We start from the raw sequence: 22,140 nt of genomic DNA on the forward strand, positions 1-22,140 counted from the left end.
CATGTTTCTGCGCCATTGCATTACCTTCACCCTGATCGCCCTGCTCGCCGGCTGCGCCGGCTTTGGAAGCCGCGAGGCCCTGCAGGGCCATGGCGACCCACAGCAGTGGCGCGCCCATAAAGAGCAACTGAGCAGCCTCGACGGCTGGCAGATCAACGGCAAGGTCGGCATCCGCGCACCGCGCGATTCGGGCAGCGGCACGCTGTTCTGGCTGCAACGCCAGGATTACTACGACATTCGCCTGGCCGGCCCGCTGGGCCGAGGTGCCGCCCGCCTCACCGGTCGCCCCGGCGGCGTGGTGCTGGAAGTGGCCAACCAGGGCCGCTACGAAGCCCCCAGCCCTGAAGCCCTGCTGGAAGAGCAACTGGGCTGGAGATTGCCGGTCTCGCACTTGGTCTGGTGGGTACGCGGCCTGCCCGCCCCTGACAGCAAGAGCACACTGAGCCTTGACGGCGACAGCCGCCTGGCCACCCTCGAACAGGATGGCTGGCAGGTGCAGTACCTGAGCTACACCGAGCAGAACGGCTACTGGCTGCCCGAGCGCCTGAAGCTGCACGGCCAGGACCTGGACGTGACCTTGGTGATCAAGGACTGGCAGCCGCGCCAGCTGGGGCAGTGAGCCCATGCACACCCTGACCCTGCCGGCACCGGCCAAGCTCAACCTGTGGCTGCACATCATTGGCCGCCGCGCCGACGGCTACCATGAGCTGGAAACGGTGTTTCAGTTTCTCGACCACGGCGACGAACTGCACTTCGCCCTGCGCGATGACGGCGTGATTCAGTTGCATACCCCTGTCGAGGCGGTGCCGCACGACAGCAACCTGATCGTGCGTGCTGCGCGCAAGCTACAAGCGCAATCAGGTACCCCATTGGGTGCGGACATCTGGCTGACCAAGGTCCTGCCCATGGGTGGCGGTATCGGCGGCGGCAGTTCGGATGCTGCCACCACCCTGCTGGCCCTCGCCCACCTATGGCAGCTGGATTGGGACGAAGACCGCCTGGCCGCCCTGGGCCTGAGCCTGGGGGCGGATGTACCGGTATTCGTCCGCGGCCATGCAGCCTTCGCCCAGGGCGTGGGCGAACAGCTGACCCCGGTCGACCCGGAAGAACCCTGGTATGTCGTGCTGGTGCCGCAAGTGTCTGTCAGCACAGCAGAAATTTTTTCACATCCGCAGTTGACACGTGATTCACTGCCCCTTAAGATGCGCCCCGTTCCCAAGGGAAACAGTCGAAATGACTGCCAACCGGTGGTAGAGCAGAATTACCCAGAAGTTCGAAACGCATTGAATTCACTGGGAAAATTCACCGAAGCTCAATTAACCGGCACTGGAAGCTGTGTGTTTGGGGCCTTCCCAAGCAAAGCCGAAGCTGATAAAGTTCTGGCCCTTCTTTCAGCGACCCAAACAGGGTTTGTGGCGAAAGGAAGCAATGTTTCGATGTTGCATCGCAAGCTGCAAAGTCTGGTCAAGAAGTCGGGCGCATAAGCGTTCGCAAGCAACAGATACAGGGGCGTCGCCAAGCGGTAAGGCAGCAGGTTTTGATCCTGCCATGCGTTGGTTCGAATCCAGCCGCCCCTGCCATTTTCCTTATACTCATCCAGGTATACCCTCAGCCTCCAGGTACTGCGCGTGTCCAAGATGATGGTCTTTACGGGGAACGCTAACCCCGATCTGGCTCGGCGTGTAGTACGTCAGCTGCATATCCCTCTCGGTGACGTCTCTGTCGGTAAATTCTCCGACGGCGAGATCAGCACTGAGATCAATGAAAATGTTCGCGGTAAAGACGTTTTCATTATTCAGCCGACCTGTGCCCCGACCAACGATAACCTGATGGAACTGGTAGTGATGGCCGACGCCTTCCGCCGCTCCTCAGCATCCCGAATCACCGCCGTGATTCCTTACTTCGGATATGCCCGCCAGGACCGCCGTCCGCGTTCGGCACGTGTAGCCATCAGCGCCAAAGTCGTTGCTGACATGCTCACTGTCGTTGGTATCGACCGTGTACTCACTGTCGATCTGCACGCTGACCAGATCCAAGGCTTCTTCGATATCCCCGTCGACAACATCTACGGCTCGCCCGTACTGGTAGACGACATCGAAGACCAGCGTTTCGAGAACCTCATGATCGTATCCCCGGACATCGGTGGTGTTGTGCGCGCACGCGCCGTCGCCAAGTCCCTGGGTGTCGACCTGGGTATCATCGACAAACGCCGTGAAAAGGCTAACCACTCCGAGGTCATGCACATCATCGGCGACGTCGAAGGGCGCACCTGCATCCTGGTAGACGACATGGTCGACACCGCCGGCACCCTGTGCCACGCGGCCAAAGCTCTGAAAGAACACGGCGCTGCCAAGGTTTATGCCTATTGCACGCACCCTGTCCTGTCGGGCCGCGCGATCGAGAACATCGAGAAGTCGGTACTGGACGAGCTGGTGGTGACCAACACCGTACCGCTGTCCGCCGCTGCTCAAGCCTGTGACCGTATCCGCCAGCTGGATATCGCACCGGTTGTCGCTGAAGCGGTACGCCGTATCAGCAACGAAGAATCGATCAGCGCGATGTTCCGCTAAGCGGAACCCGTGTTGATATGAAGCGCCCCGCCCCAACCTGTGTTGGGGCGGGGCTTTTTTGCCATCCCCGTCTGGCGCTGGTCGCAAACGCCATTCGGGAGGCTATTTTGGAGAAGTAAAATGACCGATTTCATCCTGAACGCCCAAGCGCGTACTGACCTGGGGAAAGGTGCGAGCCGCCGCCTGCGTCACTCCGCCAGCATCCCTGCCGTAGTCTACGGTGGCGATAAAGAAGCCCAGTCCCTGACCATCGTGGCCAAGGAAATCGCCAAACTGTTCGAAAACGAAGCTGCCTTCAGCCACGTTATCGAACTGAACGTCGACGGCGCCAAGCAGAACGTCGTGGTCAAGGCCATGCAGCGTCACCCAGCCAAAGGCTTCATCATGCACGCTGACTTCGTTCGCGTCGTAGCTGGCCAGAAGCTGACCGCTGTTGTTCCAGTGCACTTCATCAACGAAGAAGCACCGGTCAAGAAAGGCGGCGAAGTTTCGCACGTTGAATCGCAGATCGAAGTTTCCTGCGAAGCCAAAGACCTGCCAGAGTTCATCGAAGTCGACCTGGCCAACGCTGAAATCGGCACCATCATCCACCTGTCGGACCTGAAAGCTCCGAAAGGCGTAGAGTTCGTCGCTCTGGCCCACGGTGATGACAAAGCTGTTGCCAACGTTCACGCTCCGCGCGTTTCCGCCGAAGCTGCTGAAGAAGGCGCTGCCGAGTAATCCACTCGCACGCCGGCGTTGATCGGGTTACAGTGCCGCGCGCACTGTAGCCCACCAACTCCAAGGAAGAGCCCCTGACGTGACCGCCATCCAGTTGATCGTCGGCCTGGGTAACCCCGGCCCCGAATACGAACAGACCCGGCATAACGCAGGGGCTCTTTTCGTTGAACGCATTGCCAGCGCCCAGCGTGTTTCGCTGACCGCTGACAAAAAATATTTCGGCCTGACGGCTAAGTTCAGCCATCAGGGCAACGACGTTCGTTTGTTGATCCCCACCACCTACATGAACCGTAGCGGCCAGGCCGTGGCGGCCTTGGCCAATTTCTTCCGCATCAAGCCGGAAGCGATCCTGGTGGCGCACGACGAACTCGACCTGCCCCCGGGCGTTGCCAAGCTCAAGCGCGGCGGCGGTCATGGGGGGCACAACGGCCTGCGCGACATCATCGCGCAGCTCGGCAACCAGAACGACTTCCACCGCCTGCGGCTTGGCATCGGCCACCCGGGCGACGCCAAACTGGTCTCCAACTTCGTCCTGGGCCGCGCGCCGCGCGCCGAGCAGGAGAAGCTCGACGCCAGCATCGATTTTGCCCTCGGCGTGCTGCCGGACGTGCTTGCCGGCGATTTCGCCAAGGCGATGCGCGAACTGCACAGCCAGAAGGCCTGATTTCCTTTAGAGAGGGGAATACCCATGGGTTTCAATTGCGGCATCGTCGGCCTGCCCAACGTCGGCAAGTCCACCCTGTTCAACGCCTTGACCAAATCTGGCATCGCGGCGGAGAACTTCCCTTTCTGCACTATCGAGCCGAACAGCGGCATCGTGCCGATGCCCGACGCGCGCCTGGCTGCGCTGGCTGAAATCGTCAAGCCGAACCGCATCCTGCCGACCACCATGGAGTTCGTCGACATTGCCGGCCTGGTGGCCGGTGCATCGAAAGGCGAAGGCCTGGGCAACAAGTTCCTCGCCAACATCCGCGAGACCGACGCCATTGCCCATGTGGTCCGCTGCTTCGAAGACGAGAACGTGATCCACGTTTCCAACAGTGTGGACCCCAAGCGTGACATCGAGATCATCGACCTCGAACTGATCTTCGCTGACTTGGACAGCTGCGAGAAGCAACTGCAGAAGGTCGCACGCAATGCCAAGGGCGGTGACAAAGAGGCGCTGGCACAGAAGGCCATCCTCGAGCAGTTGATCCCGCACTTCACCGAAGGCAAGCCGGCACGCAGCCTGATGAAGAACATGAGCGCCGAAGACAAGGCGGTCATCCGCGGCTTCCACCTGCTGACCAGCAAGCCGGTGATGTACATCGCCAACGTCGCCGAAGACGGCTTCGACAACAACCCGCACCTGGACGTGGTCAAGGCCATTGCCGAGGAAGAAGGCGCGGTCGTGGTGCCGGTGTGCAACAAGATCGAAGCAGAAATCGCCGAGCTCGACGATGGCGAAGAGAAAGACATGTTCCTCGAGGCCCTGGGCCTGGAAGAGCCAGGCCTGAACCGCGTGATCCGCGCCGGTTACGAACTGCTCAACCTGCAGACCTACTTCACTGCTGGCGTGCAGGAAGTTCGCGCCTGGACCGTACGCGTGGGCGCCACCGCGCCCCAGGCGGCCGGCGTTATCCACACCGACTTCGAAAAAGGCTTCATCCGCGCTGAAGTCGTGGCCTATGACGACTTCATCCAGTTCAAGGGTGAAAGCGGCGCCAAGGAAGCCGGGAAGTGGCGCCTGGAAGGCAAGGACTACATCGTCAAAGATGGCGACGTGATGCACTTCCGCTTCAACGTCTAAGCGGTAGCCTGCAGTAACCAGAAACCCCTTGCGGCTCATGCCTCAAGGGGTTTTCGTTTTATGTGGCCCGCGCCGGCCTTATCGCTAAGGCGACGGCCGGGCTTTTGCAGGACAATATATAACTTTTTGATTTAACAGGGCCCTTGTGGGAGCGGGCGTGCCCGCGAACACCGGCGCAGCCGGTGCCAGCCACCGCGTTGAATTCTTCGCGGGCACGCCCGCTCCCACACCGGCCGCGTCGCGCTTACGAACTGAGTTCTCTGCGCGACAGCCCAGCCCGTAGCGCTGGGTAATCTCCCACAATGAATCGCGCAGGCTTTGCGAATTTTGAGAAAGACAGTTGCTCCGACCTGCTCCGCCAGTCGGGTATGGCTAAACGCCGGGCTGCCAGCGCATCACTTCACAAATTCCTGAACTGATTATTTGTCGCCAGCGATTTTTCCCACCGGCAAGCCCCACCAGAATCGCTTCACCACAATCATAAAAACCCGTGAGGCCACCCCGTGGACCAGACACTGCAGGTACGGCAAGCCGCCGCCGACCTTGTTGCCGCCTTCGCCAGCAACGACACCGCCCGCTACTTCGCCTGCTTCAGCGAAGACGCCACGTTCCTTTTTCATACCTTGGCGCAACCCCTGCTGTCACGCCGGGCCTATGAGAAGGTCTGGGCCCAGTGGCAGGCCGAAGGGTTTGCCGTGCTCGCCTGCGCGTCCAGCAACGCCCAGGTCAGCCTGCAAGGCGACGTGGCGATCTTCATGCATGATGTGGCCACGCATCTGCGCATCGGCGGTGCCGAGCACCAGCTGAACGAGCGCGAGACCATCGTGTTCCGCCGCCACGCTGACCAGTGGCTGGCCTGCCACGAACACCTGTCGGCCGTATCGCCAGCCTGATCCCCTTTTTGCGGCCCTGCCGCCCTGCCATCGCACCCACAAGAAGGCTTGCGCACTGCGCCGGCCCACAACAACCGCGCTGGAGCATCACCATGAGCCACTCGACCGGTATCGAGACCAACGGCGTAGAACAGATCCCCGCCGATCAACGCGACGCCTCCCCGCTGGACCTGTTCCGCCTGATCTTCGGCGGCGCCAACACATTCGCCACCGCCGTGCTCGGCAGTTTCCCGGTGTTGTTCGGGCTGTCGTTCCAGGCGGGGGTGTGGGCCATCGTGCTCGGCGTTGCCGTTGGCGCGCTGATCCTGGCACCGATGGGCCTGTTCGGCGCGCTGAACGGCACCAACAACGCGGTCTCCTCGGGCGCGCACTTCGGCGTGCATGGGCGCATCGTCGGCTCGTTCCTGTCGCTGCTCACGGCAGTGGCATTCTTTTCGCTGTCGGTATGGAGTTCGGGCGATGCCCTGGTCGGCGGCGCCAAGCGCCTGGTCGGCCTGCCGGAAACTGACCTGACCCTGGGCCTGGCCTACGGCCTGTTCGCGGTGCTGGTGCTGGTGGTTTGCATCTTCGGCTTCCGCTTCATGCTGTGGGTCAACAAGATTGCCGTGTGGGCGTCGAGCCTGCTGTTCCTGCTGGGTATCGCTGCTTTTGCCGGGCCGTTCGACGCGGGCTACGCAGGCAGCGTCAACCTGGGCCAGGCCGGTTTCTGGGCAGCTTTCGTCGGCGCTGCGATCCTGGCGATGAGCAACCCGGTGTCATTCGGCGCCTTCCTCGGTGACTGGTCGCGCTACATTCCACGCGAAACCCCCAAGGCGCGCATCATGCTGGCGGTGATAGCGGCCCAGGGTGCCACGCTGATTCCATTCCTGTTCGGCCTGTGCACCGCCACCCTGGTGGCCACCCAGGCACCGGACTACATTGCCGCCAACAACTATGTCGGCGGGCTGCTGGCTGTCGCCCCCAGCTGGTTCTTCCTGCCGGTGTGCCTGATTGCGGTGATCGGCGGTATGTCCACCGGCACCACGGCGTTGTATGGCACAGGCCTGGACATGTCCAGCGTGTTCCCGCGCCTGCTCAGCCGTGCCGGCGCCACGCTGCTGATCGGGGTGCTGGCGATCGGTTTCATTTTCATCGGCCGCTTTACCTTCAACCTGGTGCAGAGCGTGTCGACCTTCGCCGTGCTGATCATCACCTGCACCAGCCCGTGGATGGTGATCATGATCCTCGGCCTGGTCACCCGCCGTGGTTTCTACCACGCCGATGACCTGCAGGTATTCACCCGCGGCCAGCGGGGGGGCCACTACTGGTTCCTGCACGGCTGGAACTGGCGCGGCATGGGCGCTTGGGTCCCCAGCGCAGTGGTCGGCCTGTGCTTCGTGAACCTGCCGGGGCAATTCGTCGGACCGTTGGGCGACCTGGCCGGTGGCATTGACCTGAGCCTGCCGGTCACCCTGGGGTTGGCCGGGGTGCTGTACCTGCTGCTGCTCAACCTTTTCCCCGAACCTGCCGGCGTGTATGGCCCGCAGGGCCCACGCTGGGTGCGTTGCAAACAGGCTGCGCACACGCCTGTAACCACTGCCGAAATGGCCTGACTGGAAACCACCATGACCACTTCCCACTACATTGCCGGCCGCTGGGTCGACGGCCAGGGCAGCGACTGCATCAGCGTCAACGACCCTGCGCTGGGCCAACCGTTTGCCGAACTGATGGCTGCCAGTGCCGAGCAGGTCGACCAGGCCGTGGCCGCCGCACGTGCAGCCCTGCCCGCCTGGAAATGCACCAGCGCCAGTGAGCGCGCAGCGTATCTGCGCGGCTTCGCCGAACAGCTTGGGCAACGCCGCGAAGCGCTGGTCGCCCTGCAGATGCGCAACAACGGCAAGCCGCGCCACGAGGCAGAAATCGACCTGGACGACGCCATCGCTACCTTCGGCTATTACGCCGAGCTGGCTGAACAACTGCCTGGGCAAAACCGCGACGTACCGCTGGCTGCACCCGGCTTCACCGCCCGCACCCGCCTGGAGCCGGTGGGCGTGGTCGGCCTGATCGTACCCTGGAACTTCCCACTGGTGACCAGCGCCTGGAAGCTTGCCCCGGCCCTGGCCGCTGGCTGCACCGTGGTGCTCAAGCCCTCGGAAGTAACCCCACTGTGCGAACTCGCCTACGGCCAGATCGCCGACACCCTGGGCCTGCCGGCCGGGGTGCTGAATATCGTCAATGGCAAAGCCGAGACGGGTGCCGCGCTGAGCAACCACAACGGCCTGGACAAACTGTCGTTCACAGGCAGCAATAACGTTGGCAGCCAGGTGATGCGCAGCGCAGCGGCGCAATGCCGGCCGGTCACGCTGGAGTTGGGCGGCAAGTCGGCGATCCTGGTGTTCGATGACTGCGACGTCGATGCGGCGGTGCAATGGATCGTTGCCGGCATCTGCTGGAACGCGGGCCAGATGTGCTCGGCTACATCACGCCTGCTGGTACAGGACGGCATCGCCGACGCCCTGCTGCCACGCTTGCAGGCAGCGCTGGAAAACCTGCGGGTGGGCAGCCCGCTGAGCGAAGAAGCCGACATGGGCCCACTGACCAGCCAGGCCCAGTGGCTGAAGGTGGCCGGCTACTTTGCCACGGCGCGGGAGGAAGGCTTGCAGTGCCTGGTCGGTGGCAAAGTGCTGGACCGTGGCGGCTGGTTCGTCAGCCCTACCCTGTATGCCGATGTGCCTGAAGGCAGCCGCCTGTGGAACGAAGAAATCTTTGGTCCGGTATTGTGCGCACGGCGCTTCGCCAGCGAACAGCAGGCGATTGCCGAGGCCAATGACAGCCGCTTCGGCCTGGTGGCGACAGTGTGCACCACAGACCTGGCGCGCGCCGAGCGGGTGGCCGATGCGCTGGAGGTGGGCCATGTGTGGATCAACTCGGTGCAGGCGGTGTTCGTCGAGACCTCATGGGGTGGCACCAAGGGTAGCGGTATAGGCCGTGAGCTGGGCCCTTGGGGCTTGTCGGGCTACCAGTCGGTCAAGCATGTGACACGGTGCCTGGGGTGACTGTGCGGGGCCGTTTGGCGGCCCCTTTCGACAGCTTCTGCCATTCATCTAGTCGCGTGCCACTGGCATGAAGCGCATCACGGCGCTTCGTCAGCCGGGCGCGCAGCTTCCTGTACCAGCACCATGCTCTGCGGCGAAGACAAGGCGATACCCTCGTCACGCAGCCGCCCAAGGATGGTGAACAGCAGGTCACTGCGGGTACCCGACACCTGGCGCGGCCCGGCCACATAGCCACTGACCGCGATCACCATGCCATTGCTGGTCAGGTCCTTGAACGACACCGAGCTGGCGGGCGCGTCCAGAATTGCCTCGTGTTCATGGTAGGCCGCCAGCAGCAACTCACGTACACGGTTGGCATCCGTATCCAGCGGCAGGGTCAAGGTGATGCCGACCACCCCCAGGGCGTTGCCCATGGTCACGTTGCGCACGTTCTGCGAGATGAACTGCGAGTTGGGTACGATCACCGTGGAGCGGTCGGACATCTGGATTTCGGTAGCGCGCACGTTGATGCGGCGAATGTCGCCCTCGACGCCGGCCAGGCTGACCCAATCGCCGACCTTCACCGGGCGTTCGGTGAGCAGGATCAGGCCCGAGATGAAGTTCTGCACGATCTGCTGCAGGCCAAAACCGATACCGACCGACAAGGCACTGACCACCCAGGTCAGGCTGGTCAGGTTGATGCGCAGGGTCGACATCACCAGCATGGCCAGGAAAATGAACCCGAGGTAGCCCACCAGGGTGACCAGCGAGGCACGCATGCCGGCATCCATGTCGGTTTCCGGCAACAGCCGTTCGCTGAGCCAGCGCTTGACCACCCGGATGGCGAACAAGCCGCCGAGCAGAATAGCCATCGCCAGCAGAATGTCCTGCGGCACGATGTTCAGGTTGCCCAGCAATTTGCCACCGGTACCGTCCCAGTCGCCCAGGCTGAGCAGCAGTTCGCTGGGGCTGGTGCCCGACGGCATCAACGCCAGCAGCAGCGCCAGGAACAGCACTACGGTGCGGCCGATACCGGCCAGGATGGTGCTGGCCTGGGCCTGGTGACGTGGCGCCAGCCCCAGGGTCGACGCCAGTGCCAGGCCGCCGGGCTGGCGTGGCGACAGCAGGGTTTCGCACAGGTCGCCGAAGAAGCTGGTCAACAGGTAGGCGCACGTGATCACCAGGCTGACCCACAGCAGCTTGGCCGTAAGGAAGTAGGCAAGGGTCAGGTAGCCGGTCACCATGGCCAGCATGATCCCCCCCAGCCAGATGACCATCACGAACGGGATCAACCCGCCCAGGCCGGTGGGGCGTTCCAGTTCAAGCTTGCGCAGGGTGCGGCGGTAGCGCTGCAACGCGCCGGCGAAGATCATCGCCACTACCAGCGCGGTCAGGCCGTTCACCGCCACGGTCAGCGCCAGGCTGGCACCGATCACGGTGTTGATGCGCTCCATGGTCATCATGACCATCAGTGCCAGGGCCAGCACCTTGGGGAACCAGCCCAGCGCGCTGGCCACTTCGTCGTGAATGGCCGGCAGGCGCCAGGACGGGCGCTGCAGCATCAGCATGGCACGGCCCAGGCCCGCGATGAACGCGCTGAACACCACCAGCGCCAGGATGTGGTTGACCAGGCTGGCGATATCGCTGCCCAGTTCGGCATTGCTCTCCAACCCCCAGCGCAGCAGGGAAACCGAACCGGCGATGGTGCCCAGTGTTGCCAGGCTGACCCCCAGCGCCAGGGCACTGCGGCGCAGCCGGCCTTCGGGCAACCAGCGGACCATGGCACGGGCCAATAGCCGCTCTATCCACAGGCGCACCAGGGTCCAGACCAGGATGGCCGCTACCAGGCTGGCCATGAACGGCCAGCGGTGCTCGGGGCTGAACGCGCTGCCAATGGCAACGGCTGCTTCGCCCCGCAGGTCGCGCAGGCGCGCCACGTCATCCTGGGTTGGGCGGATGATGCTCTGCCAGAATGCCGGGCTCAACGGCGAGGCGGCGCGGCTGGTGATCTGCGAGTTGAACTGGCTACGGCGCAAGTTGACGATTTGCGTGGACAGGTCGCGGGCCGACTGCGTCAGCTTGGTGGCCTGGTCCTGCTGGGCGACCAAGGCCTTTTTCTCGGCCTCCAGGGCCTTGCGCTGCTGGGTCAGGGCCGCAGGCTCGTCAGGCTGGGCCGGGCCAACCACCTTGAGCTTGTCGTCGAGCTTTTCCACATCGGTGGTGCGCTGCGCACTCAAGGCATCAGCCTGGCGCTGAACCTGCATGGCCGCCAGCCGCAATTGCGACAGCAGGTCGTCGTTGGCGTTACTGCTGACGCCTTGGCGAATCTGGTCCAGGCTATCGCTCAATTGCTCGATACTGGCGTTTTCATCCACTGCCGGGGCTGCGGCGTTGGCCGGGTTGGACAACGGCGTGGCGGGGGCCGCCGCGGCTGGGCCGGTGAGCAGCAGCAGCAGGGCCAGCATGGCCATCAGGCCAGGGCAAAAACGAACAAGGCTCAGACGCCTCATCGAATATTCCTCTTTACAATCCGATTTGGCGGGAGATTCTACGCGGCTTCAAGGCATCAGGAGAGTGCCGTTTCTCGCGTCAGCAGTTGCTGCTTGCGCGCCACGCCCCAACGGTAGCCGCTGATGTCGCCATCCCGGCGCACCACGCGGTGACAGGGTATGGCCACGGCGATGCGATTGGCCGCACACGCCAGGGCTACCGCCCGCACCGCCTTGGGCGCGCCAATGCGTTCGGCAAGGTCGCTGTAGCTGATGCGGCTGCCAGCCGGCACCTCGCGCAGGGCTTGCCACACGCGCTCCTGGAACGCTGTGCCTTGTACATCCAGCGGCAGGCCCAGGCCCAGCGCCGGGGCCTCGACGAACCCCACCACCTCGGCAACCAGTTGCTCATAACCGCGGTCACCGCCGATCAACCGGGCCTTGGGGAACTGATCCTGAAGTTCATGCAGCAGGGTTTCAGGATCGTCGCCCAGCAGAATCGCGCAAATGCCTTTGTCACTTTGGGCCACCAGGATGGCGCCCAAGTAGCACTGGCCGAGGGCAAAATGAATGGTGGCCCCTGCGCCCCCGGCGCGGTACTGCCGGGGGCGCATACCCAGGCGCTGGTCGGCGCTGGCATAGAAGTGGCTGTTGGAGGTGTAGCCGGCGTCGTAGATGGCATCGGTGACCGAGCACCGAGCATCTTCCAGGTGCGCGCGCAGGCGCCGGGCGCGAAAAGCGGTGGCGTAGGCCTTGGGGGTAACGCCGGTTTCGGCTTTGAACAGCCGGTGCAGGTGGTACGGGCTGACGGCCAGTTGCGCAGCGAGCTGGTCGAGGCTGGGGCTGGGGTCGCTGGCTTCGATCAGGCGGCAGGCGCGGATGACCAACTGGCTATGGCGCGCCGCACTGGGCTTGGCGCCAGCGGTGCAGCGCTTGCACGCACGGTAGCCAGCGGCTTCGGCTAACGCAGGGGTATCGAAGAACTCGACGTTGCCGCGCTTGGCCAGCCGCGACTTGCAGTTGGGGTGGCAATAGATGCCGGTGGTGCGCACGGCATAAACAAAGTGCCCGACCGCAGCGGGGTCGCGGGCTTCGACGGCTTCCCAGCGCTGGTCGGGGGTGGTGTAGGCGGTCATTGTTATGCTTCCAGACTCGTGCGGCCGGCTCCGGCCTTGGCGGTGTAAAAACCTCAGGCGCGCCACAGGTACCAGGCTGCCACGGTTCGGTATGGCCGCCAGGCGCCGCCCAGCGAACGCATCTGCGCCGGGGTCGGCGCCTTGTCCAGGCCCTTGAGGCGGCGATACCCCTCGCGCACGCCAAAATCGTCGACGGGCAGGATATCCGACCGCTCCAGGCTATAGATCAGCAGCATTTCCACCGTCCACCGCCCTACCCCGCGCAGCGCTACCAGGCGTTCGATCAGGGCGTCGTCACTCATGGCCAGTGCTGCTTCGCGGGTCGGCACCAGGCCGTCCAGCCTGGCTTGGGCAATGCCCTGGATAGTCGCCAGCTTGCTCGCCGAAAAACCGCAGGCGCGCAGGGTTTGCGGGCTTGCGGCCAGTAACTGCTCGGGCGGCGGAAACGCATGCTGCGGGAACAACGCCAGCAACCGGCCCAGGATAGCCTCAGCTGCCCGGGCATGCAGCTGCTGGTAGGCAATCGCGCGCACCAGCGCCTCGTAAGGTTCGCGGCCAGGGGTGGCCTGGTGCAGGCATGGCCCGGTCGCGGCGACATGCCGCGCCCAGTCAGGGTCGAGCGCCGCCAGGTATTCGCCGGCTTGGCGGTAAGCCGCAGGGGAAAGGTCGGCCAGAATCATGGCGGCTCCATCAAGTCGAGTGCAGGTGCAGCTTAGCGCAGCCGTTCATCGGGGGAACGCCGGTTCTTGCGCGGCTAATTCCTGGCCCACCATTGCCCCGCGCCATCCTCCGCGCATAGAATTGAGAACTGTTCACATTCGCACACCTCATGGGACCGGCCTTGGCAACGATGCAGATCAACGACACGCTCAAACCGGCCGAGGTCGCTCTGCTCTACCAGTCCCACCATGCCTGGCTGCGTGGCTGGCTGCGCAGCCGCGTGGGGTGCAGTGAACATGCGGCCGATCTGGCCCAGGATACCTTTGTGCGGGTATTGCGCGCGCGCCAGGCATCGCCTTTGAAAGAACCGCGCGCCTACCTGAGCAGCATTGCCCGCGGCTTGATGATCGACCAGTTCCGCCGACGCGCACTGGAGCGGGCGTACCAGCAGAGCTTGGCCCAGGTGCCAGAAACCGAAGTGCCCAGCGAAGAGGCCCGGTTACTCATCCTCGATGCCCTGGCGCGCCTGGACCGCGCCCTGCATCAGCTCAAACCGCGGGCGCGCCAGGCCTTCCTGCTGGCCCAGCTGGACGGTTTGAGCATTGTCCAGATCGCCCGGCAGTTGCACGTGTCGCGCGCGACCATCGAGCGCGACCTGGCCAGCGCCCTGGGCGTCTGCTACCGGTTGCGCTATGCCGATGCCTGATGCCACCCCCACCCAAGCCCAGGTTGACCAGGCCATCGACTGGCTGGTGAAGCTGCGCTTCGACAGCCCCTGCCCGCGTACCCGGCAACAGTTTGAGCAATGGCTGGCCAGCCACCCGCATCACCCACTGGCCTGGCAGCGCGTGAGCCTGCTCAGCGACGAACTGGCAGGGCTGCCCAAGGACCTGAGCCGGCGCACCCTGGAAAGCAGCCAGCAGCAGCGTGGCAGCCGACGCAGCCACCTCAAGCTGCTGGCGCTGCTGGCCGTCGGCGGCAGCCTGGGCCTGGCGGCGCGTGAACCACTGGGTTTACCTCAGCTGCTGGCCGACAACAGCACCGCCGTCGGCGAGCGTCGCCAGGTGCAGGGGCGCGACGGCAGCCGTATCCAGTTGAACACTGCCAGCGCCATCGACCTGGACTACAGCGTTGAACAGCGCCAGCTGGCGCTGCTACGCGGTGAAGTGAGCCTGGAGAGCAACGCCAACGACCACCGGCCGTTCCTGATCGAAACGCCGGTTGGGCGGCTGGTCACCCTGGACGGCCAGTTGCTGCTGCGTGAAAACCGCCAGGGCCTGCTGCTGGCGGTGCGCCGTGGCCAGGTCACGCTGTTCCCCGCCTCGGCACTGCGCAGGCAAGTACGGCCGGGCGAGACCTTGCAGGTGTGGCGCGACGGCCGTGTCCAGGCCGTAACGTTGCACAGTGACCCGTGGGGCTGGACTGACGGCGTACTCAGCGTGCAGCAGATGCCGCTTGGCGAGTTTGTCGCCGAACTGGGCCGTTATCGCCCGGGCCTGCTGCGCTGTGCGCCGGAAGTGGCCAGCCTGATGGTGTCTGGCACCTTCCAGTTGAGCGACACCGGCGCCATTCTGCACCTGCTCAGCCATAGCCTGCCGGTGCGGATCGAGTACCATACCCGGTATTGGGTCAGCATCGCAGCCGCCTGACGCTTGCAGGAGTGGCCTTGTACCGCGATGGGCCGCCAAGCGGCCATTTATGACCGAAGCAACTCCGAAGCCGTCAGTCCGCCAACGCGCGCAGGCGGCCCTCAGCGCGAAACGACTGCCGGGCAAAGCACACGAACAGCCCGGCCATCAGCGCCAGCGCCATTGGCAGGCCATGCGGCGCCACGCCCATCGCCGCGCCACTGACCAGCGGCCCGACCAAACTGCCTACGCCCCACAGCAGGCCCACGCTGGCATTGGCGGTCACCAGGTCCTGGCCCTTGAAGCGCTGGCCGATCAGCACCAACGCCAAGGTATAGATCCCCCCGGCCACCGCCCCCAGCACCACCAGCAACGGCCACAACAGCCACGTCAGGTCCAGCAACCAGGGCAAACCTATACCGATCGACATCGCCACCAGCCCGCACACCAGGTGCAGCCCGGTGCGCTCGACCCGATCGGCCAGCCAGCCCAGCGGCAGCTGGAACAACATGTCGCCGGCAAACACCACCGTCACCATCAACGCCGCCACACCCACGGCGAAGCCATGGCTGCTGGCGTATACCGGCAGCAACGACAGCACCACGGCGTCGAAGAACGAGAAGAACAGCACCGCCATGCACAACGCCGGCGCCACCCGGAAGAACCCCGCCAGGCCAAAGCTTTTCTCGCCTTCTTCGTGCGCCACATGGTCATTGGGCACCGTCAGCACGATGCACAGCAAGGCCAGGCCATAGCCAACGGTGACCACGCCAGTGATCCATGGGCTGTCCGCCCCCAGTACTGCCAGCATGGCCGGGCCGAGCACCTGGAAGCCGGTAAAGCTGGTGGCATACAGGGCCATGATCTTGCCGCGGTTGTGCTCCGGGCACAGTTCGTTGACCCACGACTCGCCCAGGATGATGGCGATACCCATGCCCAGCCCCAGGCCAAGGCGCAGCAGCGCCAGCAGCCACAGCGAGCCAAAGGCCGCTTCGAGCAGGGCGATGCTGAGTGTGCACAGGCTGAAACACAGCAGGTAGATGGTGCGCCGGGTGAGGTGGCGGCAGCAGGCATCGACCAGGAACGCCGAAAGCATCATGCCGGCAGCAGGAATAGCCGAGATGATGCCGATTTCCAGGGTGCCCGCCCCTGCTTCATGCAGGCGCAACGAAACCAGGGGCAGGCTCGCCCCCAGGCTGAAACCCACGACCGAAACGGCGAACAACAGGCCCGCCAGCAAACGCATGTTCATGTACCACTCCTTGCAAACCGGAAAAACGTGCAGACACAGGCGCGCAGGCCAAAGTGGCCAGCGGCGCGAACGCGCAGATCAGGTCAGGCGAAGTGTGGCGAGAAGGTGAATGCAAACAGCACGCTGCGGCGGCGCTTGAGTACCGTGTCGCTCGGCCACGCATGGCGCAAGCCCTGAAGGGCAGGCTGGCGGGCGCTGGGCAGTGACGGGGTACGGCGCATTACTTGGCTACTACGCAGGTGGGAGGGGAAAGTGGCGGCACTCTAGGCCAAGGACAGTCCGGTCGTCAATCGGCAGGGGCCGCCGGATGCAGCGGCCCCGACGAAATCAGCGCTTGCCGGTATTGGGCAGGAACACCGCCAACAATCCGAACAGCGGCAGGAACGAACAGACGCCATAGACGTATTCGATGCCCCGCAAGTCTGCGACGTACCCCAGCAGTGCCGCACCGATGCCGCCAAAGCCGAACATCAGGCCGAAGAAGATGCCGGCAATCATGCCCACGCTGCCCGGCACGAGCTCCTGCGCATACACCACGATGGCGGAAAACGCCGAAGCCAGAATGAAGCCGATCACCACGCTCAGTACCGTGGTCCAGAACAGATCGGCATAGGGCAGCGCCAGGGTGAACGGGGTCACGCCCAGGATCGAGAACCAGATCACCGCCTTGCGCCCGATACGGTCACCGATCGGCCCACCGAAGAAGGTCCCGGCCGCTACGGCCCCGAGGAACAGGAACAGATGCAACTGCGAACTCGCCACCGATACCGCGAATTTCTCGATCAGGTAGAAGGTGAAGTAGCTGGTGAAGCTGGCCATGTAGAAGTATTTGGAGAACACCAGCAAGCCCAACACGATCAGCGCCACGATCACCCGCTGGCGGGAGATGCCATGGGTGGCCTGCACCGCCTTGCGTGCTTTGGCCTGGTTAAGGTGTTCCTTGTACCAGCCACGCAGCATCAGGGTTACGCCAAGGAAGAACAACGCCGCCAGGCCGAACCAGGCCACGTGGGTCTGGCCGAACGGAATGACGATGGCCGCCGCCAGCAACGGGCCCAGCGCCGAACCGGTGTTGCCCCCCACCTGAAAGGTTGACTGGGCCAGGCCGAAGCGCCCGCCGGAGGCCAGCCGCGCGATACGCGAGGTTTCGGGGTGGAAGGTGGAGGAACCGATGCCCACCAGTGCAGACGCCAGCAGGATCATCGGGAAGCTGCCGACGAAGGCCAGCATCACGATCCCCACCAGGGTGCACAAGGTGCCCAGCGGCAGCAGGTTCGGTGCCGGCCGACGGTCGGTGAAAAAGCCGACCCAGGGCTGCAACAGCGAGGCGGTGATCTGGAACGTCAGGGTGATCATGCCGATCTGGGCGAAGCTCAGGTTGTAATTGGCCTTGAGCATCGGGTAGATCGCCGGCAGTACCGACTGGATCAGGTCGTTGATCAGGTGCGCCAGCGCGCAGAAACCGATGATACGCATCACCAGCGGCGTGGCCTGGTTGGCCGGTGCCTGGCTGGATGCGGTGGAGGCGCTACTGGTGGCCATTTGCCTAAATCTCCGTCCTCAGGTTTGGGATCCGATTATCGGGAAACAAATAGATACTTAGCTACCTTTTTTTCCCGCTGTCGCGACGTTCTTGAAAATGGTTCTCAATATAATTAGCATCCCTGTCTACTTCCCCTGTCATCGTTGGGCCCACTGGCCCCACTCGCGAGCAGACCGTACCCATGAGCCCGATGCCCGCCAAACAGCTGCAATCCGACCCCGAGCAGGAAGCGCTCGAGTGGTTCTCGGCGTTGCGCCACCCCAACTGTGACGACGCCCAGCGCCGGGCCTTCGCGGCCTGGTGCCAAGCCGCTGAAAACGCCCAGGCCTATGCCGAGCTGGAGCGTTTCTGGCAGCAGGTGCAGCCCTCACCCGCCCGCCCTCGCCCACGGCCGCCAAGCGAGCGCCGCAGTCACCTGGGCAAATGGGTGGCGCTGTTCTTTCTCCTGGGCCTGGCCGCCGCTACCTACCTTTACTGGCCGTGGATGCAGCGCCTGGCCAGCGAGCTGCACACCGATGTGGGCGAGCGGCGCAGCACGCGCCTGGCCGATGGCACGACCTTGAGCCTGGACAGCGCCAGTGCGATGAACGTGGACCTGCGCGGCCGTACCCGCCAGCTGCATCTGGTACAGGGCCAGGTGTACCTGCAGGTGGCGCTCGATGGGCGCGCCCTAGAGGTGGCAGTGGGTAACGCACGCATCCAGGTGTTCAGCACCCGTCTGCAGGTCACCCGCCATGCCGACCATGACGAACTGGTGGTCATCAGTGGCAAGGCCATGGTCGTGCAGGGGGGTGAGCAGCGCCTGGTCTCGACAGGTGAACGGGTAACCTTCGATGACACGCGCATCGGCACGGTACGCCCAGCGGACCTGAAAACCGTAGACAGTTGGCGCAGCGGCTACCTGAAGGCCAGCGACATGCCGCTGGGGCAGGTGCTGGAGCGCCTGGCCAGCTACCAGGGCCAGCGGGTATGGCTTATGGATGAACAACTGGCCCATCGCCGTGTAAGCGGCGATTTCAACCTCGACCGCGCCGGGAAAACCCTGCAATCCCTGGCCGCCGCCCAGCATCTGCAGCTACAAGGCGTGCTCGGGCACTGGCTTATGGTGCGCTAGAACCGGCCCTGGCCGCTAAGTTTTTGAAAGCGTGCAAATTTTTTTTGAAATGAGTGTTGACAGGGGGGGCGTTCAAGAGAATAATGCGCGCCATCGGCTACATAGCTCAGTTGGTTAGAGCATAGCATTCATAATGCTGGGGTCCGGGGTTCAAGTCCCTGTGTAGCCACCAAACAAGACGAAGGGCTTACCGCAAGGTAAGCCCTTTTTCTTTGCCTGCGAGAACTGCCGCATCTAAAGCAGCCCCGGGGCTACTCCTTCTTGCCCCTTGGGCGTCAGCGGATGCCGCTCACTGCCACAGTCAACCCGAGCCCGATCAGCGCCACGCCGATCACCCGGTCCACCAGCACTTGGCGGTCGATCATGGCCTTGCGCAAGGCAGTGCTGGAAAAAAACACCGCGACCAGGCTGAACCACAGCCAGTGCGCGAACGACATGAACGCACCATAGGCAAATGCCAGCTGCAACGAGCTGCCCGGTTGCACGACCTGGGTGTAGGCACTGACCACGAACAACATGGTCTTGGGGTTCAGTGCGTTGGTCAAAAACCCCGTGCGCAGGGCTTGCAGCACCGAGGCACTGTTAGGCGCCCCACCCTCAAGGCTGATGCGCCGGGTATTGGTGACCGACTTGTACCCCAGGTAGATCAGATACCCGGCGCCCACCACCTTCATGGCCAGGAACAGCATCGGGCTCTGGCTGATGATCACGGCAATGCCCAGTACCGTGTATAGCACGTGCACCTGGACCCCCAAGGCGATCCCCACTGCGGCAGCCAGCCCGGCCTTGCGGCCTTGTGCATAACTGCTGCGGGTCACCATGGCGAAGTCGGCACCGGGGCTGATGACGGCAAGCAGGGTGAATACGGCGACGGCGACGAGTTCGGTCATGGGGATAGCTCTCGATAGGCGATGAAAATGCACAGACCGAGGATTATCGCGAGCTTACGGTGCAGGAAAAATCGATTTATCGTGGCGTAAATCTGATAGTTTCAGTCACAGATAGCTAGCGCCTGCTCCAGCCAGCGTGTGATTGTGCAGGCTGCCCAACGCTGCAGTGCCGGCTTGGAGAACTGCCATGAAACTGCCCCCTCTCAACGCCTTCCGCTACTTCGACAGCGCCGCCCAAAGCGAAAGCTTCGTGCGCGCCGCCGAACACCTGCACGTCACCCACGGCGCCGTCAGCCGGCAAGTGCGCTTGCTCGAAGAAAGCCTTGGCGTAGAACTGTTCGAGCGCCGCAACCGGGCCATTTTTCTCACCGCCGCCGGCCGCGCGCTGCACGGCACCACCCAGGCGATCTTCGAACAACTGGAAGGCGCCGTGCAGCGCTTGCAACACCAGGCCCGCGACAATGTGCTGGTGCTGTCCTGCGAACCGACCATCGCCATGCGCTGGCTGATCCCGCGGCTGCCGCGTTTCCATGCAGCCCACCCCGATCTGCAGTTGCACCTGGTAGCCGCTGGCGGTCCGCTGGACTTCGCCCGCGGCGGCGTCGACCTGGCCATCCGCCGTGACGACTTCCATTGGGGTAACCAGTTGTTCAACCAGAAGGTCTGCGATGAGTGGGTCGGCCCGGTGTGCCGCCCCAGCGCCGGGTTCCGGCTCGACGGCCAACGCCTGCTGCACAGCACCACCCGCCCCGCTGCCTGGCCCACTTGGCTGCGCCTCAGCGGCCAACGGGCGCGGCACTGCGAACGCAGCGACTACGAGCATTTCTATCTGTCGATCCAGGCTGCCAGCGCCGGTTTGGGCGTGGCCATGGCCTCTGCCTTGATGGTGCGAGACGAACTCGACAGCGGGCAGTTGCAGGCGCCGTTCGGGTTTATCCGCGATGGCTCGGCCTACCACCTGCTCAGCCCCCAGCCGTTGAACGATGGTGGCAAGCGCCAGCGCTTCACAGGCTGGGTCATGGAAGAGTGTCACGCCTGTCTGGCTCATTTGGGCTTGTTGCAGCCTGACGCCCCGGCACCCCCGGTGCCGGGGCAGCCGCGCTAGGCGATGTTAACCAGGCAGCACGCAGGGTCAGTCTTCAAGCAGGGTACAAGCCATCACCAGGGCATCTTCACGGCCACCCGCCACGGGGTAATAGTCACGGCGACGGCCGATTTCATTGAAGCCGTAGCGCTCGTACAAGCGGTAGGCCGACTGGTTGCTGGCGCGCACTTCCAGGAAGCATTCGCGGCCATTTAGCTGGTAGGCACGGGCCATCAGGTGCTCCAGCAGGCGCAGGCCCAGGCCGCAGCCTTGGTTCTCGGGTTTGACGGTAATGTTGAGCAGGTGCGCTTCGTCGATGATCACGTTGATCACCCCATGGCCCACTTGCTGCTCGCCATCGAACATCAGCCAGACTTCGTAGGATTTGAGCGCATCCTGGAAAATCCCGCGGGTCCAGGGGTGGCTGAACGCGGCATATTCGATCTTAAGTACGGCATCCAGATCCGCCTCGGTCATCGGGCGAAAACTGATCGAGTCACTCATTCAACGCTCTTCCAGCGCGCCATCAGCTGGCGCATGGCTTTCCAGACGTCCGCCTTGCGCTGCGGCTCGTCCATCAACAGTTCAAGGCCCGGCAAGACCCAGGCGTCGCCCAGGCCGTCGAGCTTCAGGGTTTGATAGTAGGCCTGGGCGTCGGCGTTGGCGGCAAAGCGCACCGCTGGCAGGCCCACCAGCCAGAGGCAGGTGCAGGGCGCGTCTTCCAGGCGCGCCTGGACGAAGCCCTGGACAAAATCACGCGCTGCCTCCGGGCCCTGGTCCATGTTGCCGCGTACCAGCAACGGCCAGCGCACCGGCTCGCCGATGATCTGCGGTGCATCGGGTAGCCCGGCGGCGCGCAGCATGTCCTTGAGCAGCAGGTAGGAAGGGTCGCGGCTCTGGAACGGCTGGCCGGTGGCCAGTTCGACCAGCAGCAGGCAACTGCCGGCGCGCAGCAACTGCAGCGCGAAACGTGGCGGTGGCACCGGCGCCGGCCTTGGTGGTGCGGGTTGCGCCTCGGCCTCGACCGCCTTGACCGCCGGCTTGGGCCCACTGCCGGGCCGCGGGATCTCGATTTTGGGCCGCTCGGCGGAGCGCGCCTGGGGCGCGATTGGCTTTTCGTTGCCAGGGGGGGCCGGCCGCACATCGAAGTCGAGGTCCTCGACCGGGGCCACCGGCAGCAGCAACTCGGGGCGCGACGGCGCAGCGAACGGCAGTTCGGCGCGCGGCAGCCAGTGCACCACTTGCATGGCGGAAAGGAAGGCGCGGCGGCGGGGTTCGGTGAGCAAGGGGCGGGGTCCGAGGGGTGGAGGCAGTTGGGCATTCTAACGTGTACGCCTTGGTTTTTGCAGCGTCTATCA

At 64.0% G+C, this 22,140-nt stretch carries 22 protein-coding genes and 2 tRNA genes; 15 read left to right on the forward strand and 9 right to left on the reverse strand.

The features are described from left to right. The first annotated feature begins 1 nt into the window (after nt 1). From lolB to EGJ22_RS05225, 10 genes are all read left to right on the forward strand, one after another. Nucleotides 2-619, forward strand: a complete 618-nt coding sequence (lolB, locus tag EGJ22_RS05175) for a lipoprotein insertase outer membrane protein LolB (protein WP_029886866.1) — start codon at nt 2-4, stop codon at nt 617-619. A gap of 4 nt (nt 620-623) precedes the next feature. Beyond that, nucleotides 624-1,484 carry a 4-(cytidine 5'-diphospho)-2-C-methyl-D-erythritol kinase gene (gene ispE, locus EGJ22_RS05180; RefSeq protein WP_029886867.1) on the forward strand — a complete coding sequence of 287 codons (861 nt, stop codon included), beginning with the start codon at nt 624-626 and terminating at the stop codon, nt 1,482-1,484. 21 nt (nt 1,485-1,505) lie between these two features. After that, nucleotides 1,506-1,580, forward strand: a tRNA-Gln gene (locus EGJ22_RS05185). A 48-nt stretch (nt 1,581-1,628) separates the two neighbouring features. After that, complete coding sequence (locus EGJ22_RS05190) at nt 1,629-2,570, forward strand: ribose-phosphate pyrophosphokinase (protein WP_003247410.1); 942 nt, start codon at nt 1,629-1,631, stop codon at nt 2,568-2,570. Between the two features lie 120 nt (nt 2,571-2,690). Beyond that, the gene (locus EGJ22_RS05195) at nt 2,691-3,290 is read left to right on the forward strand and encodes a 50S ribosomal protein L25/general stress protein Ctc (protein WP_009686184.1); all 600 of its coding nucleotides are present in this window, start codon (nt 2,691-2,693) and stop codon (nt 3,288-3,290) included. Between the two features lie 79 nt (nt 3,291-3,369). Next, nucleotides 3,370-3,954 carry an aminoacyl-tRNA hydrolase gene (pth, locus tag EGJ22_RS05200; protein WP_009686183.1) on the forward strand — a complete coding sequence of 195 codons (585 nt, stop codon included), beginning with the start codon at nt 3,370-3,372 and terminating at the stop codon, nt 3,952-3,954. Nucleotides 3,955-3,978: 24 nt separating this feature from the next. Beyond that, nucleotides 3,979-5,079: a redox-regulated ATPase YchF gene (ychF, locus tag EGJ22_RS05205; RefSeq protein WP_064314338.1), complete on the forward strand. Its 1,101-nt coding sequence runs from the start codon at nt 3,979-3,981 to the stop codon at nt 5,077-5,079. 503 nt (nt 5,080-5,582) lie between these two features. Next, complete coding sequence (locus EGJ22_RS05215; protein WP_029887927.1) at nt 5,583-5,972, forward strand: nuclear transport factor 2 family protein; 390 nt, start codon at nt 5,583-5,585, stop codon at nt 5,970-5,972. A 92-nt stretch (nt 5,973-6,064) separates the two neighbouring features. Continuing rightward, on the forward strand, nt 6,065-7,564 hold the full coding sequence (locus EGJ22_RS05220) for a cytosine permease (RefSeq protein WP_009686127.1): 1,500 nt from the start codon (nt 6,065-6,067) through the stop codon (nt 7,562-7,564). A gap of 12 nt (nt 7,565-7,576) precedes the next feature. Next, on the forward strand, nt 7,577-9,007 hold the full coding sequence (locus EGJ22_RS05225) for an aldehyde dehydrogenase family protein (RefSeq protein WP_029887928.1): 1,431 nt from the start codon (nt 7,577-7,579) through the stop codon (nt 9,005-9,007). Between the two features lie 77 nt (nt 9,008-9,084). On the opposite strand, the gene EGJ22_RS05230 is transcribed toward EGJ22_RS05225, so the two are convergent. Genes EGJ22_RS05230 through EGJ22_RS05240 form a run of 3 tightly spaced genes read right to left on the reverse strand, consistent with a single transcriptional unit; the run spans nt 9,085 to nt 13,291 of the window. Next, nucleotides 9,085-11,496, reverse strand: a complete 2,412-nt coding sequence (locus EGJ22_RS05230) for a DUF3772 domain-containing protein (RefSeq protein ID WP_029887929.1) — start codon at nt 11,494-11,496, stop codon at nt 9,085-9,087. A 56-nt stretch (nt 11,497-11,552) separates the two neighbouring features. After that, nucleotides 11,553-12,611: a bifunctional DNA-binding transcriptional regulator/O6-methylguanine-DNA methyltransferase Ada gene (ada, locus tag EGJ22_RS05235; RefSeq protein WP_029887930.1), complete on the reverse strand. Its 1,059-nt coding sequence runs from the start codon at nt 12,609-12,611 to the stop codon at nt 11,553-11,555. Nucleotides 12,612-12,664: 53 nt separating this feature from the next. Beyond that, nucleotides 12,665-13,291, reverse strand: a complete 627-nt coding sequence (locus EGJ22_RS05240) for a DNA-3-methyladenine glycosylase (protein WP_009686122.1) — start codon at nt 13,289-13,291, stop codon at nt 12,665-12,667. Nucleotides 13,292-13,461: 170 nt separating this feature from the next. On the opposite strand from EGJ22_RS05240, the gene EGJ22_RS05245 reads away from it, so the two are divergent. After that, nucleotides 13,462-13,977, forward strand: coding sequence for a sigma-70 family RNA polymerase sigma factor (locus EGJ22_RS05245; protein ID WP_009686121.1), 516 nt, complete (start codon nt 13,462-13,464; stop codon nt 13,975-13,977). Continuing rightward, a complete protein-coding gene (locus EGJ22_RS05250; protein WP_029887931.1) occupies nt 13,964-14,920 on the forward strand; it encodes a FecR domain-containing protein in 957 nt (318 codons plus the stop codon). Before EGJ22_RS05245 ends, EGJ22_RS05250 begins: the two co-directional genes overlap by 14 nt. Before the next feature lie 73 nt (nt 14,921-14,993). Here EGJ22_RS05250 and EGJ22_RS05255 read toward each other — a convergent pair whose 3' ends face one another. From EGJ22_RS05255 to EGJ22_RS05260, 3 genes are all read right to left on the reverse strand, one after another. After that, on the reverse strand, nt 14,994-16,151 hold the full coding sequence (locus EGJ22_RS05255) for an MFS transporter (RefSeq protein WP_064314340.1): 1,158 nt from the start codon (nt 16,149-16,151) through the stop codon (nt 14,994-14,996). An 83-nt stretch (nt 16,152-16,234) separates the two neighbouring features. After that, nucleotides 16,235-16,372 carry a hypothetical protein gene (locus tag EGJ22_RS26060; RefSeq protein ID WP_165944152.1) on the reverse strand — a complete coding sequence of 46 codons (138 nt, stop codon included), beginning with the start codon at nt 16,370-16,372 and terminating at the stop codon, nt 16,235-16,237. A 106-nt stretch (nt 16,373-16,478) separates the two neighbouring features. Then, entirely contained in the window at nt 16,479-17,693 is a 1,215-nt protein-coding gene (locus EGJ22_RS05260; RefSeq protein ID WP_009686117.1) for an MFS transporter, read from the reverse strand. A gap of 191 nt (nt 17,694-17,884) precedes the next feature. On the opposite strand from EGJ22_RS05260, the gene EGJ22_RS05265 reads away from it, so the two are divergent. Both EGJ22_RS05265 and EGJ22_RS05270 read left to right on the forward strand, forming a co-directional pair. Beyond that, complete coding sequence (locus tag EGJ22_RS05265; protein ID WP_029887536.1) at nt 17,885-18,808, forward strand: FecR family protein; 924 nt, start codon at nt 17,885-17,887, stop codon at nt 18,806-18,808. A 95-nt stretch (nt 18,809-18,903) separates the two neighbouring features. Further along, a tRNA-Met gene (locus tag EGJ22_RS05270) sits at nt 18,904-18,980 on the forward strand. 103 nt (nt 18,981-19,083) lie between these two features. Here the strand turns inward: EGJ22_RS05270 and EGJ22_RS05275 are convergent. Then, entirely contained in the window at nt 19,084-19,698 is a 615-nt protein-coding gene (locus EGJ22_RS05275) for a LysE family translocator (protein ID WP_009686115.1), read from the reverse strand. Between the two features lie 187 nt (nt 19,699-19,885). Here EGJ22_RS05275 and EGJ22_RS05280 point away from each other — a divergent pair, with 187 nt between their 5' ends. After that, the gene (locus EGJ22_RS05280; RefSeq protein WP_029887537.1) at nt 19,886-20,803 is read left to right on the forward strand and encodes a LysR substrate-binding domain-containing protein; all 918 of its coding nucleotides are present in this window, start codon (nt 19,886-19,888) and stop codon (nt 20,801-20,803) included. A gap of 27 nt (nt 20,804-20,830) precedes the next feature. On the opposite strand, the gene rimI is transcribed toward EGJ22_RS05280, so the two are convergent. Next, nucleotides 20,831-21,286, reverse strand: coding sequence for a ribosomal protein S18-alanine N-acetyltransferase (gene rimI / locus EGJ22_RS05285; RefSeq protein ID WP_029887538.1), 456 nt, complete (start codon nt 21,284-21,286; stop codon nt 20,831-20,833). Beyond that, the gene (locus EGJ22_RS05290) at nt 21,283-22,068 is read right to left on the reverse strand and encodes a hypothetical protein (RefSeq protein WP_029887539.1); all 786 of its coding nucleotides are present in this window, start codon (nt 22,066-22,068) and stop codon (nt 21,283-21,285) included. The genes rimI and EGJ22_RS05290 overlap by 4 nt, the downstream gene beginning before the upstream one ends. Nucleotides 22,069-22,140 lie beyond the last annotated feature (72 nt).

Source organism: Pseudomonas sp. p99-361, assembly GCF_003935475.1.
Lineage (GTDB): Bacteria > Pseudomonadota > Gammaproteobacteria > Pseudomonadales > Pseudomonadaceae > Aquipseudomonas > Aquipseudomonas juntendi.